Annotated in this window: 19 protein-coding genes and 1 tRNA gene; 8 read left to right on the plus strand and 12 right to left on the minus strand. The window is 62.5% G+C overall.

Annotated elements, in window-relative coordinates:
* Positions 1–123 precede the first annotated feature (123 nt).
* Genes K5X80_RS09820 through K5X80_RS09850 form a run of 7 tightly spaced genes read right to left on the minus strand, consistent with a single transcriptional unit; the run spans position 124 to position 7,946 of the window.
* Entirely contained in the window at positions 124–1,167 is a 1,044-nt protein-coding gene (locus tag K5X80_RS09820) for a zinc-dependent alcohol dehydrogenase family protein (protein ID WP_222557570.1), read from the minus strand.
* A 52-nt stretch (positions 1,168–1,219) separates the two neighbouring features.
* On the minus strand, positions 1,220–2,008 hold the full coding sequence (trpC, locus tag K5X80_RS09825; protein ID WP_222557571.1) for an indole-3-glycerol phosphate synthase TrpC: 789 nt from the start codon (positions 2,006–2,008) through the stop codon (positions 1,220–1,222).
* A gap of 59 nt (positions 2,009–2,067) precedes the next feature.
* Positions 2,068–3,060, minus strand: a complete 993-nt coding sequence (gene trpD, locus K5X80_RS09830; protein WP_222557572.1) for an anthranilate phosphoribosyltransferase — start codon at positions 3,058–3,060, stop codon at positions 2,068–2,070.
* On the minus strand, positions 3,057–3,641 hold the full coding sequence (locus K5X80_RS09835; RefSeq protein ID WP_222557573.1) for an anthranilate synthase component II: 585 nt from the start codon (positions 3,639–3,641) through the stop codon (positions 3,057–3,059). Before K5X80_RS09835 ends, trpD begins: the two co-directional genes overlap by 4 nt.
* On the minus strand, positions 3,638–4,480 hold the full coding sequence (locus K5X80_RS09840; RefSeq protein WP_222557574.1) for a phosphodiester glycosidase family protein: 843 nt from the start codon (positions 4,478–4,480) through the stop codon (positions 3,638–3,640). Before K5X80_RS09840 ends, K5X80_RS09835 begins: the two co-directional genes overlap by 4 nt.
* Positions 4,477–6,003, minus strand: a complete 1,527-nt coding sequence (locus K5X80_RS09845; RefSeq protein ID WP_261390486.1) for an anthranilate synthase component I family protein — start codon at positions 6,001–6,003, stop codon at positions 4,477–4,479. Before K5X80_RS09845 ends, K5X80_RS09840 begins: the two co-directional genes overlap by 4 nt.
* A gap of 8 nt (positions 6,004–6,011) precedes the next feature.
* A complete protein-coding gene (locus K5X80_RS09850) occupies positions 6,012–7,946 on the minus strand; it encodes a peptidylprolyl isomerase (RefSeq protein WP_222557575.1) in 1,935 nt (644 codons plus the stop codon).
* Positions 7,947–8,225: 279 nt separating this feature from the next.
* Between K5X80_RS09850 and tpiA the strand changes: the two genes are divergently transcribed.
* From tpiA to pyrG, 3 genes are all read left to right on the plus strand, one after another.
* Entirely contained in the window at positions 8,226–8,987 is a 762-nt protein-coding gene (gene tpiA / locus K5X80_RS09855) for a triose-phosphate isomerase (protein WP_222557576.1), read from the plus strand.
* Positions 8,988–9,094: 107 nt separating this feature from the next.
* Complete coding sequence (secG, locus tag K5X80_RS09860; RefSeq protein WP_222557577.1) at positions 9,095–9,493, plus strand: preprotein translocase subunit SecG; 399 nt, start codon at positions 9,095–9,097, stop codon at positions 9,491–9,493.
* A 137-nt stretch (positions 9,494–9,630) separates the two neighbouring features.
* Positions 9,631–11,262: a CTP synthase gene (gene pyrG, locus K5X80_RS09865; RefSeq protein ID WP_222557578.1), complete on the plus strand. Its 1,632-nt coding sequence runs from the start codon at positions 9,631–9,633 to the stop codon at positions 11,260–11,262.
* 100 nt (positions 11,263–11,362) lie between these two features.
* Here pyrG and K5X80_RS09870 read toward each other — a convergent pair whose 3' ends face one another.
* A complete protein-coding gene (locus K5X80_RS09870; protein WP_222557579.1) occupies positions 11,363–11,833 on the minus strand; it encodes an Hsp20 family protein in 471 nt (156 codons plus the stop codon).
* 169 nt (positions 11,834–12,002) lie between these two features.
* Here K5X80_RS09870 and grxC point away from each other — a divergent pair, with 169 nt between their 5' ends.
* The 4 genes from grxC (at position 12,003) to K5X80_RS09890 (ending at position 13,703) form a co-directional block, all read left to right on the plus strand.
* A complete protein-coding gene (gene grxC / locus K5X80_RS09875) occupies positions 12,003–12,266 on the plus strand; it encodes a glutaredoxin 3 (RefSeq protein ID WP_222557580.1) in 264 nt (87 codons plus the stop codon).
* 8 nt (positions 12,267–12,274) lie between these two features.
* Entirely contained in the window at positions 12,275–13,096 is an 822-nt protein-coding gene (locus K5X80_RS09880) for a carbon-nitrogen hydrolase family protein (protein ID WP_222557581.1), read from the plus strand.
* A 30-nt stretch (positions 13,097–13,126) separates the two neighbouring features.
* Positions 13,127–13,588 (plus strand): DUF1178 family protein, encoded by a 462-nt coding sequence (locus K5X80_RS09885; protein ID WP_222557582.1) that lies wholly within the window; start codon positions 13,127–13,129, stop codon positions 13,586–13,588.
* Positions 13,589–13,626: 38 nt separating this feature from the next.
* A tRNA-Arg gene (locus tag K5X80_RS09890) sits at positions 13,627–13,703 on the plus strand.
* A 19-nt stretch (positions 13,704–13,722) separates the two neighbouring features.
* Here the strand turns inward: K5X80_RS09890 and K5X80_RS09895 are convergent.
* On the minus strand, positions 13,723–14,421 hold the full coding sequence (locus K5X80_RS09895; protein WP_222557583.1) for a tyrosine-type recombinase/integrase: 699 nt from the start codon (positions 14,419–14,421) through the stop codon (positions 13,723–13,725).
* Positions 14,422–14,738: 317 nt separating this feature from the next.
* On the opposite strand from K5X80_RS09895, the gene K5X80_RS09900 reads away from it, so the two are divergent.
* Positions 14,739–15,539 (plus strand): SDR family oxidoreductase, encoded by an 801-nt coding sequence (locus tag K5X80_RS09900; protein ID WP_283249153.1) that lies wholly within the window; start codon positions 14,739–14,741, stop codon positions 15,537–15,539.
* 282 nt (positions 15,540–15,821) lie between these two features.
* Here the strand turns inward: K5X80_RS09900 and K5X80_RS09905 are convergent, their stop codons facing one another.
* The 3 genes from K5X80_RS09905 to K5X80_RS09915 all read right to left on the minus strand — a co-directional run bounded on the left by K5X80_RS09905 (position 15,822) and on the right by K5X80_RS09915 (position 18,348).
* On the minus strand, positions 15,822–16,097 hold the full coding sequence (locus K5X80_RS09905) for a helix-turn-helix domain-containing protein (protein WP_349306066.1): 276 nt from the start codon (positions 16,095–16,097) through the stop codon (positions 15,822–15,824).
* 253 nt (positions 16,098–16,350) lie between these two features.
* Complete coding sequence (locus K5X80_RS09910) at positions 16,351–16,911, minus strand: 2OG-Fe(II) oxygenase (RefSeq protein WP_222557584.1); 561 nt, start codon at positions 16,909–16,911, stop codon at positions 16,351–16,353.
* Between the two features lie 96 nt (positions 16,912–17,007).
* A complete protein-coding gene (locus tag K5X80_RS09915) occupies positions 17,008–18,348 on the minus strand; it encodes a collagen-like protein (RefSeq protein WP_222557585.1) in 1,341 nt (446 codons plus the stop codon).
* Between the last annotated feature and the right edge of the window lie 272 nt (positions 18,349–18,620).

Consider the following 18,620-nt stretch of genomic DNA (forward strand, 5'->3'; position numbering starts at 1 on the left):
GGGGTGACAGGGGTGACACAGTTCACAGGGGCGCAAAACCGCCGTTTCCGCCGGGCCGGACAGGAAGGCACAGGCAATGCCGTGCGCCTTCCTGCCGGATAGCCTCTCTGCGGAATGTGGCGATCAGGCCTGATGCGAGATGACCACTTTGCCGATATGCGCGCGGCTGCCGAAATGGCGGTAGGCGTCGGCCGCCCGGTCGAACGCGAACGTGGAATCGATCACCGGCTGAATGCCGTTGACATCGACGAAGCGGAGCATGTTTTCCAGATCGCGGCGGCTACCCATGCCGTTGGCGTAAAGCGTCAGCACTTTGTGGTTGATCGGCAGCATGTGGAGGAAGTCGATCGAGCCGAGCCCGCCGACAATGCCCACCATCGCAATCCGCCCGCCGACTTTGGCGGCGATGATCGATTGCGGCATGGTGTTGGGCCCGCCCACTTCGACGACCAGATCGGCGCCGATACCGCCGGTGGCTTCGAGCGCGGCCACGCCCCAGTCCGCCCGTTCATTATAATTGATGACATGATCGGCCCCCAATGCTTTGAGCCGATCCATTTTTTCTGCGGAAGACGTGGTTGCGATCACCCGGCAGCCCATGGCTTTGGCGAACTGCACGGCGAACAGCGAAACACCCCCGGTGCCCTGTGTGAGGACAGTGCTGCCGGGCGTGACGTTATACCCGCTCGGCCCGCCGGAGAGACTGCTCCACGCGCTGAGCCCTGCGCAAGGCAGGCTGGCGCCCTGTTCGAAGCTGAGGCTGGCGGGCAGGGCGACGAGTACGCTTTCGGGCAGAATCACCGTTTCGGCGAGCATGCCGTTGGCCATGATCCCGAGGACCATGCCCGAACTGTCCGGCGCCGGCGGCCCGGCGATCCAGTTGGCATGCGGATTGGCCACGACCCGGTCCCCGGCCCGAAACCGCTGGACGCCTTCGCCCACCGCTTCCACCACACCCGCGCCATCGAGCAGAGGGATAATCCCATCCACCGGATAGGCCCCATGAAGCGTGATGAGATCGACGAAATTGAGCGAATTGGCCTTCACCGCCACCCGCACCTGGCCGGGGCCGGGCTGGCCCGGATCGCGGTCCGCAAGCTGGATGCCGATGGCCGCGCCATAGACGCCTTCCAGTGCCGAAGCGCTGGTAAATTCGTATGCCTTCATTGGTTTCCTCCCCAAATTTGTCTTTTTATGCAGGGCATTGCCCGCGAATTCTCTAACCCTTTAGAAGCGCACTCGTGGCCGCCGCGACATCGGCCTGCCGCATCAGGCTTTCGCCGACGAGGAAGCAGCGCACGCCGGAACGTTCCATCCGCAGCAGGTCGTCATGCGTGTTGATCCCGCTTTCGCTGACCAGCAGAGTCCCCTCCGGCGCGAGAGCGGCGAGGCGTTCGGTCGTGGCCAGATCGGTGACGAAATGGCGCAGGTCGCGATTGTTGACCCCGATCAGCCGCGATTGCAGCCGCGCCGCACGTTCCATTTCCGCTTCGTTGTGCACTTCGACCAGCACATCCATGCCGCGTTCGATGGCTGCCGCCTCGATCTCGGCCATCGCCCCATCTTCCAGCGCGGCGACGATAATCAGGATCGCATCGGCGCCGATCGCGCGGGCTTCGGCCACCTGCCACGGATCAACCATGAAATCCTTGCGCAGCACGGGCAGGGCGCAGGCGGCGCGCGCATCCATCAGATAGTCTTCATGGCCCTGAAAATAGGGGGCATCGGTCAGCACCGAGAGGCAAGCCGCGCCGCCCTGTTGATAGGCAAGAGCGTGTTCGCCGGGGCGAAAATCAGGGCGAATCAATCCCTTGGAGGGGCTTGCTTTCTTGATTTCCGCAATCAGGCCGAAGCCATGGGCTGCCTTGGCTTCCAGCGCCTTGCGAAAGCCGCGCGGGGCGGTCTGTTCGCGGGCGAGGGCATCGAGATCGGCCAGAGTGGCGAGCGTCTTTCGCCCGGCCACTTCCTCGCGCTTGGTGGCGCAGATTTCGGTGAGTTTGTCGGTCATGTTTCCGGCTTAGGGCAAGATGGCGGATGTGCAAATATCCGCCATGATGAAGTGGGAACTTACTGGCAGGCGGCGATCCAGCAATCGAGCAGCGCGTTGGCCAGCCCCTTGTCAATCGCTTCGGCCGCTTCTTCGACCCCTGCGCGCCAGTCCGCCGCCGCGCCCGCGATGACCAGGCCGCCCGCGGCATTGAACAGCACAGCATCGCGATAGGGGCCCGGTTCGCCTTGCAGCAGGCGGCGCAGCGCGGCCGCGTTGAATGCGGGTTCCTGGCCATGGATGGCGGAGACAGGGCTCGCCGGAAGCCCGGCATCGGCGGCCATGATCCGGTGCATGGCGATCTGGCCGTCCTTGATTTCGGCCAGTTCGTTGCCGCCCGCGAGGCTCAGTTCGTCGAGCCCTTCGTCGCCCGAAACCACCAGAGAATGGGCCGTGCCCAGCCGGAGCAGCGCTTCGGCGTAGATCGGCACATAGGCCGGGCGGGCAATGCCGACGAGCTGGCGGCTGACACGCGCGGGATTGGCCAGCGGCCCCATGAGATTGAAAATCGTGCGCCGCCCGATGGCTTTGCGGATCGGCATGATCCGGCCCATCGCCGGGTGGTGCTTCGCGGCGAACAGGAAGCAGATGCCGATATCGTTGAGCGTCGCTTCGGCCGTTTCCGCCGCGCGATCCAGATCGAGCCCGAGCGCTTCCAGCGTATCGGCCGCGCCCGCCTTGGACGATGCCGCGCGGTTGCCGTGCTTGGCCACGGGCACGCCGCAGGCGGCCACGACGATCGCCACGGCGGTGGAGACATTGAGCGTGTGATGCCCGTCGCCGCCGGTGCCGCACACGTCGATGGCGTTGGCCGGGGCTTCGATCGGGATCATCCGGGCGCGCATGGCGCGGGCCGCGCCGGTGATTTCGCTGGCGGTTTCGCCGCGTTCCGACAGCGCGACGAGGAACGCGATGATCTGGTCATCCGGCAGATCGCCGTCCAGAATCGCGCCGAAGACCGTTTCGGCTTCCGCATCGTCCAGCGGGGCGTGAAGATCGGGCAGGCGCATCATACGCGGGCCGCCGCAGCGCTGCCGCAGATCGCCATGAAATTGGCCAGCAGGTCATGCCCATGCTCTGTGGCGATGCTTTCGGGATGGAACTGCACCCCATGGATCGGCAGATCGCGGTGGCGGAAGCCCATGACATGCGTATCGTCCGCCGTGGCGTTCACCGCCAGCGCATCGGGAATGTCGGTCACGATCAGCGAGTGGTAGCGCGTCGCCGTGAAAGGGGAGGGCAGCCCGGCGAACACCCCGGTCCCGTCATGCGTGACCGGGCTGGTCTTGCCGTGCATCAGCCCGCCGCGTTGCACGGTGCCGCCGAAATACTGGCCGATTGCCTGATGGCCGAGGCACACGCCCAGCAGCGGCTTGCCCGCGTCCGCGCAGGCGCCCACGAGATCGAGGCTGATGCCCGCCTCGTTCGGCGTGCAGGGGCCGGGGGAAATGAGATAGCCGCTGGCGCCCGTTTCCAGCGCCTGCGCGGCGGTGAGCGCATCGTTGCGCACCACTTCGACCGTGGCCCCCAATTCCATCAGGTAATGGACGAGATTCCAGGTGAAACTGTCGTAATTGTCGATAACGAGGATCATGGAGTGCCTTTCCCCGATTGTTCCACGACGATCAAGGGGCCGAGTGGCGCCATGTTGTCGAGCCTGCCGTGCGCCGGGTCCCAGAGGGAGGAGACTTTGCCATCGAGATAGAGGGCATTGGGCACTTTCAGCACGTCGCGGAAGTAGCGGGCGAATTTCCCGAAGGAGAGCGGTGCTTCGGAAATGACGAAATAGGCGCGCCCGTCCTTGCCCACGCCGACCCCGTTGCGGATGTTGGTGGATACGCCGTCGGCGGCGATCTCGGGATGCAGGCGGCCGTCGATCACCAGCATCGGGCCGGACTGGGTGGCGAAATCGGGGCGTTCGGTCACACGATCGGCGAAATCGTCGGTCGTGCTGACAGCCCATACCTGCCCGGTGCCGTAAAACACCCCGTTGGGCAGCATGTGGAAATTGCCGGGCCCTTCGCTGCGGTTCAGTTTTTGCAGGCGCGCGCCGTCTTCCACGTAATAGCCGATGGGCTGGCCATCTTCGTCGAACATGCCGCCGTTCATGGCGAAGGCCACCGGCGGCGCATCGGGCGGCCTGCTGGCGGCGAGAAGAGCGAGATGGCGATAGGGGCGGGCGCCTTCGGGCGCGCCTTTCGGCCCCAGCGCCATGGCGATGCGATGGTGAGCGGGATCGGCGATGCAGACGGTCAGACGGGCCTTTTCGAAGCGTTCCACCCGGCAGGCGACCGCTTTGCCGGCCCTGGCCTTGTCCTTGCCGCTGCTTTTGGCCGCTTTGGGCTTGCCGGCGTTCGCTTCGCCGGGCGCCGCGGGTTCGGGGGAGCAGGCCGTGAAGGAAAGCAGGGCCGTGAGGGCCGCTGCATACCTCATTGCCCGAAATCCGCGTCTTGCGCGATACGGGCGGCTTCGCGGGCGGCGGCCGCGAGAGCGCCGGCCTTGTGCTCGCATTCCCGCTGTTCGTAGGCGGGATCGCTGTCGGCGACGATGCCCGCGCCGGCCTGCACATGCATCACCCCATCCTTGAGGATCGCGGTGCGCAGCACGATGCAGCTATCCACCGAGCCATCGGGCGCGAAATAGCCCACGCCGCCCGCATAGGCGCCGCGCGTTTCGGGTTCGAGACCGGCGATGATCTCGCACGCGCGGATTTTCGGCGCGCCCGAGACGGTCCCGGCGGGGAAGCCGGCAAACAGCGCGTCCAGCGCATCGTGATCGGGCGCAAGCTGGCCGACCACGTTGCTGACGATATGCATGACATGGCTGTAGCGTTCGATGGTGTAGCTGTCGGTGACCTGCACCGTGCCGCGCGCCGCCACCCGGCCGACATCGTTGCGCCCGAGATCGAGCAGCATGAGATGTTCGGCGCGTTCTTTCGGATCGGCCAGCAGGCTGGCTTCGTTGGCGCGGTCTTCCTCCACCGTGTGGCCGCGCGGGCGGGTCCCGGCGATGGGGCGGATGGTCACTTCGCCATCGCGCACCCGGACGAGGATTTCCGGGCTGGAGCCGATGACCGCAAAGCCCGGCAGATCGAGGAAATAGAGGAACGGCGAGGGGTTGATCCGCCGCAACGCGCGATAGAGTTCGCTCGGCGGCAGGGGGAAGGGGCAGGTGAAGCGCTGGGCGAGCACTACCTGGAAGATATCGCCCGCTTCGATGTAGTCCTTCGCCTGCCGCACCATCTCGCCATACTGGCCGGGCGCGAGCACCGGGGTCAGGGCGATTTCGGGCAGGTCCTGCGCCCGGCTGCGCGCCGGAACGGGGCGGCCCAACTGGCTCAGCGCGGCATCGATCCGTTCGCCCGCATCGGCGATCGCACTGTCGGGATCAACGGTGTTGCCGCCTTCCGCCCAGATCGGGGCGATGCAGAACAGTTCGCTGCCCAGGCCATCGAACACGAGAAGCAGCGTCGGGCGGACGAACAGCATATCGGGCAGATCGAGCGGGCTCTGCGGCGCGCGCGGCAGCTTCTCCACCAGACCGATGGTTTCATAGCCGAAGTAGCCAACCAGACAGGCCAGCGCGGGCGGCAGTTCGGCGGGCATATCGGCAATGCGGCAGGCTTCGGCCAGCGTGCGCAATTCGCCGAGGCTGTCCCCGGCGAGCGGGGCGAAAGCCGCGCGGTCGGTTTTCCATTCGCGGTTGATCGCGCACTGCGCGCCTGTCGCCCGGAACACCAGATCGGGCGCCAGCCCCAGCAGGCTGTAGCGCCCGCGCGTTTCGCCGCCTTCGACCGATTCCAGCAGGAAATCGCCCCGGCCGGGCTCGATCAGCTTCAGTGCCGCGCCGACGGGGGTTTCCGTGTCGGCGACCAGCCGCCGCCAGACGAGCGTGGAGTGCCCGGCGGTGAGAGCAAGGCGGGCGGCGGCGGCATTTTCAGGCATGGCGGATGTCATCGAACGGCTCAATTGTCGCCGCTCAACTGCTTGTGAACGGCCTTGATCGCGGCTTCGTTGCGCTTCACGCCCACCGTGTTGCGGACGGCGCGGAGGAACTGGGCCTGATATTCGCGGCCGCTCAACGCGCTCAGTTCGCGCGAGGCATCGGCCAGCAACGGATCGCCCTTGGCCACTTCGCCGGGCTTGATCGTATCGAGCTGGACGATGAACCAGCCCCGCTGCTGCGGTGCTTCGAGGCGCTTGGTGGTGCCTTCGGCCATGCTGAACAGCAGCACCAGCGGCGCAGGCACGCGTTCGCCGAGCTGGGCGAGTTGCTGGCGATTCATCGCGACCTTGTCCGGCGTCGGGAAGGGCTTCTTCTCGGCGGCGAGCGCGGTGGCCAGCGGCGTGCCCTTGCGGATCGCGGCCATCACCCGGTCGGCGGCGGCCTTGGCCTGCGCCAGGCCCTGCTCGCGCTTCCACGCGGCGATGAGATCGGGCTTGATCTCGTTCATCGGCGCGGCGGCGGCCGGGGTGGTCATTTTCACGTCGTAGATGATGAAAGTCTTGCCCGGTTCGATTTCGGCAAGCTGCGGTTCGCCTTCTTCCATGGAAAACGCGGTCGACAGCGCACGGGCCAGCACCGCCGGCGCGGTTTCCGCCGGTTTGCCGTAAACGCGCCCGTCGGCCGTCAGCGGTTGAGTTTCCACGACTTGCGCTTTCACTGTCTTGGCCGCGTCGGCAAGGCTGGCGCCGTTGTCGAATTCGTCCTGCAGGCGCGCGGCGAGATCGGTCACCGCCGTGCGGTGCAGTTCGGCGGCGAGCGCGGCGGTGATTTCCCCGCGCACCTGTTCGAGAGTCCGGGCGGGCGTGCCTTCGATGGCGTCGACCCGGATCAGGTGCCAACCCAGCCCGCTGCGCGCGGGGGCGGTGATGGCGCCCTTGGCGGCCTGGAACGCGGCATCGGCCACCTGACGCGAGGATTGCGCCGAAAGAGCGTTGCGGTCGATCGGGCCGATCGTGGTGGTGGCCAGCCCCTTGGCCGAAGCGGCGGCGGCGAGCGAGATGCCTTTCGCGGTTTCCGCGGCAATCGCTTTGGCGGCGGCTTCGGTCGGCACGACAAGCTGGGTCAGGCGGCGCTTTTCCTTGGCGGCGTAGTTGGCCGCATCCCGCTTGAAGCGGGCGGCGATTTCCGCCTCCGTCGGCGCGCGCTCGGGGCCGAGCGCTTCCGCGCCGAAGACCGCATAACGGATCACGCGGCGTTCCGGCCGGACATATGCGTTCTTGCGCGCGTTATAGAAGGCCGAAAGCTGGGCTTCGGTCGGATCGGCGCTGGGGGCATAGGCATCGCTGGGAATGACCGCAATGGCGCCGGTGCGGCTTTCCTTGAGCAGCGCGGCGTAACGCAACACGAGATCGCCCGGCATAATCGCGCCTTGGGAAACCGGAGTCATGACCTGCTGGGCGAGAAGCCCCTGGGCAAGATCGGCGCGCACCATCTGGTCGCTAAGGCCCTGCTGCTTGAGAACCTGCGCATAGATCTGCTGGTCGAATTTGCCATCGGGCCCGCGGAATACCGGCATTCCCGCGATTTCGCTATCGATCAGGCGATCCCCCGCGCGCAGGCCGAGCATCCGGGCGAAACCGGCAATGGCCGAACGGTCGATCAGATCGTCGAGCACCCGCTCAAGACCGTTTTCCGCCAGAAAGACGGGCATGGTGATTGTCGGCTGTTCCTGCCGTGCCTGATCCACCGCGCGATTGGCGGCCTGGGTAAGAGCGGAGGTGGAAATCTTGTCCTTGCCGACGGTCGCCGCCCGGTCTCCGCCCGCGACACCGCCGAACATGCCGCTCTGCGAAACGTCGCCGCCGGTGAAGGCCACCGCGATCAGGCCGAGAAAAATCAGCGCGGCAACCACCCCGATTTTCGAATCAAGAAATTTGCGGATAAACTGGATCATTCGGAATGGCCGTTTCGCTATTTCTGGGGCTACCGCCCTGATGCTTGGCGCGCGCGCCGGGAACTGTCGATGGGCTGCGCTTTATCGCCCGCAGCCGGGAGCCGCAACCATTGCCTGACGCGTTGCACAGGCCGGGGAAGCATTGTGAGGCGGGTGCGGCCCGGTTGCACCGGCAATGTGTGGACAACCATTTTGACAAGTCGAACCGGTGGGGGTAGCGGGCCTCTCCCGGATGTCCGTATCCGCGGATACCCGGTCGTCGCAATATCTGGTGATAGAATGTCGCAGCAGCGCCCCTATGTCGTAGGCAACTGGAAGATGCATGGCACGCGCGCCATGCTCGCAGAAGCACGTGCCATTGACCGCGCAGGTCAACGCCATCCCAAGGTGGAAGTGGCGATTGCGCCGCCGTTCACGCTCATCCATGCCGCGCGCAAGGAAGCGGAGCAGATCGGAATCGGCGCGCAGGATTGCCACCCGGTCGATGGCGGCGCCCACACGGGCGACATTTCCGCCGCGATGCTGGCCGATGCGGGCGCGAGCTTCGTGATCGTCGGCCACAGCGAACGCCGGTCCAACCATGGCGAAAGCAACGAACTCGTCCGCGCCAAGGCGGAATCGGCCCGTAAGGCCGGCCTCGGCGTGATTCTCTGCGTTGGCGAAAGCGAAGCCGAACGCGATGCCGGGCGCGCCGAGGAAGTGGTGTGCGGCCAGCTTGAAGCCTCCGCGCCGCAAGGGGCGGGGATGGTCGAAAAACTGTCCGTCGCTTATGAACCCGTCTGGGCCATCGGCACGGGCCGGGTTCCCTCGAATGCGGATATCGAAGCGATGCACCGCGCCATCCGCGCCCGCCTGCAGGCCATCTATGGGGCCGAAGGCGATGACATCCGCATCCTTTACGGCGGTTCGGTGAAAGCGGAAAACGCGGCCGATATCCTGGGTGTGCCCGAAGTCGGCGGCGCGCTGGTCGGCGGGGCGAGCCTGACGGCGGAAAGCTTCTACGGCATCATCCGCGCCGCGTCGGGTGAAAACGTCGACTGAAGTATATATAGGGCTTTCGGCGCCTTTCGGACGGCGCCTCTTGCTTAGCGGGGCTTGCGCGCCTAGATGGCGCCACAGCCCCCGCTGTGTTGCGTAAGGTTTCGTTGATGTCCCTTTTCCTGTTTATCACCGTCGTTCAGGCGATTGTTGCCGCCGCTCTGGTCGGTGTGATCCTGATGCAGCGCTCCGAAGGGGGCGGGCTTGGCGTTGGCGGCAGCCCTTCGGGCCTGATGTCGGCGCGTGGGGCAGCCGATTTCCTGACCCGCGCCACGGCGATTCTCGCAACGCTGTTCGTGGTGTTGAGCATCATTCTCGCCGCGCTGGCGGTGAGTTCCAGTTCCGGCCGCGAAATCGATACGACGCTGGACCGCTCGACGCCGCCGCCGGTCACGTCGAACGATCCGCTCGGCACCGGGGCCAGCGGCGCCGCACCGGCACCGGCTGCACAGCAGCAGGCTCCGGCCGCGCCCGCCGACACCGATCCGCTGTCCGGCGCCGCGCAGTAAAATTGCGGCACATGCCGTCTCATCGGCGGCATTTTTCACATTTTTGGTAAAGCAGGCCGGAGATTGCCTCTGGTCTGTGGGAATTCGCCGTTTCGTGCTTGCCACGAATCACGGCTTGCGACTAAGGCCCGACTCCCATGGCGCGGTACATATTTATCACCGGCGGCGTGGTTTCCTCGCTCGGCAAAGGTCTCATGGCGGCGAGCCTCGCGGCTCTCCTCCAGGCGCGCGGTTTCCGCGTCCGGATCAGGAAATTCGACCCCTATCTCAATGTCGATCCGGGCACGATGAGCCCTTACCAGCATGGTGAGGTCTATGTGACGGACGACGGCGCGGAAACCGATCTCGATCTGGGGCACTACGAACGCTTCACTGGCGTTTCAGCCCGCCAGGCGGACAATATCACTTCGGGCCGCATCTACCGCGATATCATCGCCAAGGAACGCCGGGGCGACTATCTCGGCGCCACCGTGCAGGTGATCCCCCACGTCACCGATGCGATCAAGGATTTCGCCCAGGCGGAAACCGAAGATCTCGATTTCGTGCTGTGCGAAATCGGCGGGACGGTGGGCGATATCGAAGGGCTGCCGTTCATCGAAGCGCTGCGCCAGCTCCATAATGAGCTGGATCGCGATCAGACCTGTTTCGTCCATGTGACGCTGGTGCCCTACATCGCGGCGGCGGGCGAGTTGAAGACCAAGCCGACGCAGCACTCCGTGCGCGAACTCACCGGCCTCGGCATTCAGCCCGATATTCTGCTGTGCCGCTGCGAAAAGCCGCTGCCCGACAGCGAACGGGCGAAAATCGCGCAGTTCTGCAATGTCCGCAAGGAAGCGGTCATTCCCGCGCTCGACGCGTCGAGCATCTATGCCGTGCCGTTGCAGTATCATGCCGAAGGGCTGGACAGCGAAGTTCTGCGCCATTTCGGCCTGGCCGCGTCGCTGCCGGACCTGGCCCGGTGGGATGATATCGTCGATCGGCACCAGAACCCCGAAGGCGAAGTGACGATCGGTGTCGTCGGCAAATATGTCGGCTTGCAGGATGCCTACAAGTCGCTGAACGAAGCGCTGGTCCATGGCGGCATGGCCAACCGGGTGAAAGTCAACATCCAGTGGATCGATGCGGAAATCTTCGAGCAGGATGACGCGGCGATCGCTTCGCAGCTCGAACCGATGCACGGCATTCTCGTGCCTGGTGGCTTCGGGGAGCGGGGCTCGGAAGGCAAGATCGCCGCTGTCCGCTTCGCCCGTGAACGCAACGTGCCGTTCTTCGGCATCTGCCTTGGAATGCAGATGGCCTGTATCGAAGGCGCACGGAACACCGCCGGGATCGCGGAAGCATCTTCCACCGAATTCGGTGAAACGAGCGAGCCGGTGGTCGGTATCATCACCGAATGGATGAGTGACGAAGGGCTGCAGAAGCGCGGCGCGGACAGCGATCTGGGTGGGACCATGCGGCTTGGCGCCTACGATGCCAAACTGGCGGGCAACAGCCATGTGGCGGCGATCTATGGCACGACCGAGATTTCCGAACGCCACCGCCACCGCTACGAAGTGAACGTGGCCTACCGCGAACGGCTGGAGCAGGGCGGGCTCGTCTTCTCCGGCATGTCGCCCGATGGACTGCTGCCCGAAATCGTCGAGCGGCCGGACCATCCGTGGTTCGTGGGCGTGCAGTTCCACCCGGAACTCAAGAGCAAGCCGTTCGCGCCGCATCCACTGTTCGCCCGGTTCGTGGCGGCGGCGGTGCACCAGTCGCGTCTGGTCTAGGCTCAGCCGCTACACAGCGCGGACCCAGGATCGAAAAAGAGGGCGGACCTGTGAAGGCCCGCCCTTTTCTTATCGGAGCGAGAGACTGTGGCTGCGCGGCTCAGGCCGCGTTGGCCGCGTCATCATCGCTCTTGACGACTTCGAGAGTCTTCTGGCCACCGACGAGGATCTTCTTGGGCTTCATCGCTTCGGGGATTTCGCGCACAAGATCGATCACGAGCAGGCCATCGGCAAGATCGGCCGCATCCACCCGCACGAAATCGGCGAGTTCGAAGCGGCGTTCAAAGCCGCGGTTGGCGATGCCGATATGCAGGAATTCGCCCTTGTTGGCGTCTTCCTGCTTCTGGCCCTTGATGATCAAAAGGTTCTGCTGTGCGGTAATATCGAGTTCCTCGGGTTTGAACCCGGCCACGGCCAGCGTGATGCGATAGGCATCTTCGCCCCGGCGCTCGATATTGAAGGGGGGATAATTGTCGCCGCTGTTCTGCCGCGCCTGGTTTTCGAGCAGATCGAACAGGCGATCGAAACCGACGGTGCTGCGGCGATAGGGGGTAAAATCGAAACGGTTCATCGTGCAAATCCTCACAAGAGCAATTTGATAGGATGGGGACCGGAAAAACCGGCTCCCCGGGTGAGCGCCATGCCCATCCGGCGCATGACACAGGACCGTAGATATGGTAGCCGCGCCTGATTTCAAGACCTTCGGAAATTCGTGCGATTTCCGCAACAAAGGACCGTTCATGAGCACTCCGCTGATCGAAATCTACACCAAGTTCGGCTGTGGCTACTGCACCCGGGCCAAAGCGCTCTTCGATGCGAAAGGCGTGGCCTACGAAGAATACGATGTGACGATGGGCGGGCCGAAAAAGGCGGAAATGCTCGAACGCGTGCCCCATGCGCGCACGGTGCCGCAGATTTTCATCGACAATGCCGCCATCGGCGGGTGCGACGATCTCGTCGCGCTGGACCGCGCGGGCAAGCTCGATCCGCTCCTGGGTCTCTGACACCGGCCATGGCCAGCACCCGCATCGCCCTGTACCAGATGACGGCGGGCATCGATCCGGCTGCGAATGCGGCCGCGATCGGGGATGCCGCGCGTCAGGCGAAAGCAGGCGGGGCGGCGATGCTGTTCACTCCGGAAATGTGCGGCCTGCTCGACCGCGATCGGCAGCGCGCCGCACCGCATATCGTGGCCGAAGCGGACAATCCGGTTCTGGCTGCGGCACGAATGGCCGCGGCCGATCTCGGCCTGTGGGTCGCTTTGGGATCGCTTGCCATCGCGCGTGAGGATGGCCGGTGGGCCAACCGTTCGTTCCTACTGGCGCCGGACGGGGGCATCGCAGCCCGCTACGACAAGATCCATATGTTCGACGTGCAATTGGCAACCGGCGAAAGCTGGCGGGAATCGGCCGCTTACGCTCCGGGGGAGAGTGTGGTCACGGCGCAGACGCCGCTGGGGCGGCTCGGTCTTGCGATTTGCTACGATGTGCGTTTTCCCGCGCTGTTCGGGGCCTTGGGCGACCGGGCGTGCGATGCCATTGCCGTGCCCGCGGCTTTCACTGCGCCCACGGGGGCGGCGCATTGGCACCTGCTGCTGCGCGCGCGGGCCGTGGAGGAAAGCGCGTGGATCATCGCCGCGACGCAAGTCGGCGTGCATGAAGATGGCCGCAGGACCTATGGGCACAGCCTCGTGGTCGATCCGTGGGGGGATGTGGTGCTCGACATGGGCGGGGATGCGCCAGGCGTGGGATTTGCCGAGATCGCGGCAGAGCGGACGGCGGAAATCCGCGCGCAATTGCCGGCCCTTGCCAATCGGCGAAAAATCCCCAACTGATTCCGTAGGGTTATCTGCTAGAGTGCAAGCATGATCGTTTTCGACCTGCAATGTCCGGAAGGTCACCGGTTTGAAGGCTGGTTCGCCTCGTCGGGCGACTTTGCCTCGCAACAGGAGCGGGGGCTATTGTGCTGCCCGCAATGCGGGGCGGGCGATGTGATCAAGGCTCCGATGGCCCCGGCGGTGCCCATGAAAGGCAACCAGCGCGCCGACAAGGGCGGGAAGGGCGGCCCTGTCGCCGGTGGCGCCATGCCGCCGCAGATGGTCGAAGCGTTGCACAAGATGGCCGCGATGCAGGCCGAAGCGCTCAAGCAGTCGGAATGGGTCGGGGACAAGTTTGCCGATGAATCCCGTGCGATGCATTACGGAGAGCGGGACGCGAAAGTGATCCACGGCCAGACCACGCCCGAACAGGCGAAAGAACTGCACGAGGAAGGCATTCCCGTCGCCCCCCTGCTTTTCCCTGTCGCTCCGCCCGAAGAAATCAACTGATTGCCAGCGCCGCCGCAACTGCCTAAATGCCGTGGCGGGCGCCCGTAGCTCAGCAGGATAGAGCATCAGATTCCTAATCTGGGGGCCACAGGTTCGAATCCTGTCGGGCGCACCACCTTCAAAATTAGGCTTTGTTATTCAGTATCTTGTTGGTGGTTGGCCAAATCAGTTTTGTATTGGGTAGCCAAATCCATGGTTGTATCGGCCAGTCGCACCTGCTCCGCATCGCGCGTATATCGCGCCACTTCGGCGTCACTGGAATGCCCGGTAATCGATTTGATCAACTGATTTGATAGACCCAATTCCGCCAAGCGCCGGACGCATGCCTTTCGCAGTCCGTGCATTGAATAGCAATGCAATCCCGATGCTCGGCACGCGTCGCCAAACCAATTGCCAAAGCCATTGCGCGTCCGAGGCACGCCCATTCTGGTGACGATGGCGAGGTGCCCACTTGGAGTGGCTGCGATGCTTTTTGCCAAATCAGGATGGATCGGAATGCGAAGCTCCTTGCTGGTTTTCACCTGCGTGATTTGGATGCGCCCCTTCTCGACGTGCTGAGAGCCCATCCGGCAGACATCGCTTTTGCGCTGGCCGGTATAAAGCGCCAGATCGAAAGCAAGCCGCTCCTGTGTGCCGATAGGCCAACGTGCCTGGAACGCCGCAATATGCTCCTCTTGCCATGTCTGATAACCACCAGTGCGCGACTTCACCCCGCGCACCACACGGGCAGGATTATCGTTGCGCATTCCCATGAGGATGGCGAAATCGAACAGTTGGCCGAGGCGCTTTTTCAGGTTGTTGGCTGCTGAGGGCGTCGCCTGCATCTTCGTCATCAGATTGGCGACGTGCTTCGCATTCATGCCTGCAACCGTATGGTTCCCATATGTCGCTCGAAACCGCTCCAGTTCGCCCCTGTAGATCCGTTGCGTCTGTGGCTTGGTGTCTTTGAAGTTACGGGCTCGCCGTATGAAATATAGCGGGTCGAGGATAGCTATCTTGGAAGTAGCGCCCGCGCAACATATCCGATCGTTAGCCGAGTTGTCCGAACCGGTTGGCAAGTTGCTCCAGATTAGAACACCTCGCCTGATATGGAAAGCGGGTGCATGCACGCTCTGATATTGTCCGATAAGAGGCCGTTCAGGACTCACCGATGACCGATGGCGCAGGAGTAAATGCATTGGTGGATCATTCGATTAAGGGAAAGACGGTTCTGATCGCGGGTGGCGGCAAGAATCTCGGTGGGCTGATCGCGCGCGATCTTGCGGCTCAGGGCGCGGGAGCAGTCGCAATCCATTACAACAGTGCCGGCTCGGCGGTTGAGGCGATGGAGACCGTCGCCGCAGTGAAGGCCTCCGGCGCGGAGGCGGTCGCTTTCCAGGCCGATTTGACCACGGCTGGGGCGATGGAAAAACTGTTCGCTGATACAATTGCCGCGATTGGTCGGCCTGACATCGCGATCAACACGGTAGGCAAGGTTCTAAAGAAGCCCTTCACGGAGATCAGTGAAGCTGAATATGACGAGATGACCGCCGTCAACTCGAAGACGGCTTTTTTCTTTCTCAAAGAAGCGGGCCGGCATGTGAACGACAATGGCAAGGTTTGTACGCTCGTCACGTCGTTGCTCGGCGCTTATACACCCTTCTATGCGGCCTATGCTGGCACCAAGGCGCCAGTCGAGCATTTCACGCGCGCGGCGTCCAAGGAATTTGGTGAGCGCGGCATCTCGGTGACGGCAATCGGGCCTGGCCCGATGGACACGCCCTTCTTTTATCCGGCAGAAGGCGCGGATGCCCAAGCCTATCACAAGACAGCGGCAGCACTTTCGGCCTTCACCGAGACCGGTCTCACCGACATTCAGGACATCGTGCCCTGGATACGGATACTCGTCTCCGACGGCTGGTGGATGACTGGTCAAACCATCCTCGTCAACGGCGGCTACACGACCAAGTGATGGATAGGCCGGGTGGCCTCGCTGCCCGGCCTAAAATCATTTCTACGCTAGCACCGGCCCATCATCGGTCTGAAGAGGCAAGCGGCTTCGTACCATCCAGGAGGGTGACGAAATCAAATTGCGCAGTGTCCAACCCGGACGCCGTATCATGGTATTTTTTACTAATGAAAGACCAAGAGTTTCGAGTGTGAATCTTATTGCTGCCTCTCTTGATAAGCGCGCGCTGAAATCGAAATGCAAATCTATGTGATAAGGCTGCAGACAGTGCATCAGGATGAGGAGTTATCCTCGTAAAAGGTCTGCAACTGATTTGCCCACGATGCGGGCCAATTGCACCATTTTAGCGAGGCTGGGATTAGCAACCCCTCGTTCCAGGTGAGAAATGTATGTCCGATCCAAACCAGCTAACTCTGCCAAACGGGCCTGAGTAAGCCCGGTTTCACGGCGTGCTTCCCGAAGGCGGCGCGCAAAGATGTCTAGTTCAGTTGGCATTGCGGGATTTATTTTGGGTGACTTCAAAGCAAAGCTCCCACTGTATTCTGCAAAGATTTGGGGCATTCGAGTGCAGCGGAGGGGGTAAAAATCTTCTCCGCATTTGCCTCCTTTCGGCTGAATGGGTTCTCGACGAGCGGTAGCAACAAGAGTGTCCGCTTCTGCTGTTCAAATGACCTTAAGAGAATTGCAGAGGCGGTGAGATGCATGGCGTGAATCTGCAAGTCTGGGCACCACTTCGTGCTCTTTGGGAGCGCGCAAGGAGAAGTCCGGGCATGCGATCTTCGGCCTGCAGCCAGTCGCACAAATGCGGCATGGGTTATCGCCATTTTGGACCCTCAATCCATGTCACCAGGCTGTGCCGAATTCCTTTCGTGACCGGCAGAACCCTATGCTGCAGGAACGATGGAAATATCAGCAGGCTACCCCGCGGCTGAAACACGGCGCCCGGATGCTGCACCGTGGAAAATTCGAACTCCCCACCCTCATAACTTTCAGGGTCGGATAGTTGGACAACGACCGAAAGTTTTCGGTCATAAGGTGCGGGACCATTGAGCTGGACATCATGGTGCCAGCCGTACTTTCCCTTTTTGCTCCCGTGGTATTCGGTGAATTGCAACTGAAATGGAGCCACAATATCGAAGCCGAAGTTCGTCCTGTTGGAGGATAAGACGAACTCCATCAATCGGTTAACCAGACCGCCTTCGGCTTTAGGAGACAGCCACCTGACGGACGATTCCCGCAAACCTTTATCGACCCTGTTGTGCTCTAAGAATCCAACAGTCGCATCTCTTTCCGGGTAAGAACTTGCTCTGGAGATTATGTCATCACACTCATCAGAACTTAAGGCAGATGTCCAAACTTCCCATATGTTCTTCATGAAACATGATTCCTGTGTGGACGTATAGCGCATGCCATCAACATTAAGTGGCCGCCATAATGACTATGACGGCCACGGTACCACTAGCTACGCCCCTTAACCTGGAGTCCCAGGCTCGCCCGGAGGCCCCATGGGGCCCTCAGGACCAGTCGGTCCTACGGGGCCTGGAGTCCCAGGCTCACCTGGTAGACCAGGCTCGCCAGGACTTCCGGGCTCGCCAGGACTTCCTGGCGCCCCAGGATCGCCGGAAGGACCAGTCGGACCTACGGGTCCGGGCGCTCCCGGCGTGCCATCGAGACCTGGCATGCCGTCAGTACCCGGCGTGCCGGAAGGACCAGTCGGACCTACAGGCCCGGGCGCTCCTGGGGTGCCGTCAACACCCGGGGCCCCCGGGGGACCTGAGGGAAGCTTGTTGGTCGAATCGGGCAAGCCGGCTGCATCGCGCCCCAGATATATGGGGAGATAATCCTCGCGCTCTCGCCGGATTAGCGATTTGTTTCCACTGCCGAATGCAAACCGTAAGCCCAGCATGAAGTTGATGCCGCGATCATGTTTGAAATCATAGCCGACATCACCATAGATTTGGGCGGCAGTCCCATTTCCAAATGGGATATTGTAATCCAATCCACCGACCAATTCGCGGCTATCGACAAATGAATTGTTGTGCCGGTAGCCAATATTGAGCTTCAAGTCATCATCCGCATACCAGGCTGCGCGGCCATCCAGGAACAGTCTCGTATTCCGATCGAGGCTGTTCCACTGCCCGCCTGCAATCCCCTGCAAGGTGAATCTGTCCAGATAAAGCTGGGCTTCAGCGGCAACCTTGACCGCTTGCACCCCTGATACCACTTCACCCTTCTTTGCGTAGTTGCCGGAACCGTACAGGAAGCTCCCGTACAGTCCGACTGCGCCACGTTCCGGATCGCGGTGGAACAGATGCGCCGCGGTGCCAGCGAAACCACTGCCACCGGCGATACCGCCGACCGCGTCGATTTGCGCACCCAGATCTTGCCCCAGCGGCAACGCGATCGATCCGTCGGCGAAGCCTATCCCGGCTTCGGTGCTGTTGTTGTAGCCCCCTCCGAAGCCAAAGCGGAAATTGGGGGCAGAAACGGCTGCAACCACCGGCGGTGCCTCAACCCGCTTCCAGCTTTCAATGGCCGCCTGGCCTTCGAACGAGTGTTCGCGAGGCGTAGTGGCCGCCGTTCTGGATTGCAGATCGGCAAGTTCCGCTTTCGCTTTTGCGGCTTCTTCTCGCGCTGTCTGCAGCTCGGCATCCAGAGCCGCTTGTTTCTGCTCCATCGCCTGAATCATTCGGAACAGCTCTTCGTTTGTCGGAGCCTGTGCAAACGCGAGATTAGAGGCAAAAACAGAAGTGGAAATTGCAAATGTTGATGTGGCCAATTTTAATCTATTCAATCTAGATGTATTCGGCATATCAATTCACCCCATTTCAAGTAATATTATTATTAATTTGATAACTTGATTGTAAATTTCGGAGTTTTCTTGGTTTTTGTAATATGTATATTAAATTATTGCATTTGCAATCTCACATCCTGTCATATTCAATCACATGATGACGGATCGTTGAGTTTGATGTCTTCGCAGTGAGATCTGATGGGGATATGCAGGGGGCGGGATTCGTGTTCAGCGAGAGAAGGCGGTCGGGGCATCGGCCGTATCGGACTGTTGCGCGGCCATTCCTTGAA

This window comes from Caenibius sp. WL (genome assembly GCF_019803445.1).
Lineage (GTDB): Bacteria > Pseudomonadota > Alphaproteobacteria > Sphingomonadales > Sphingomonadaceae > Caenibius.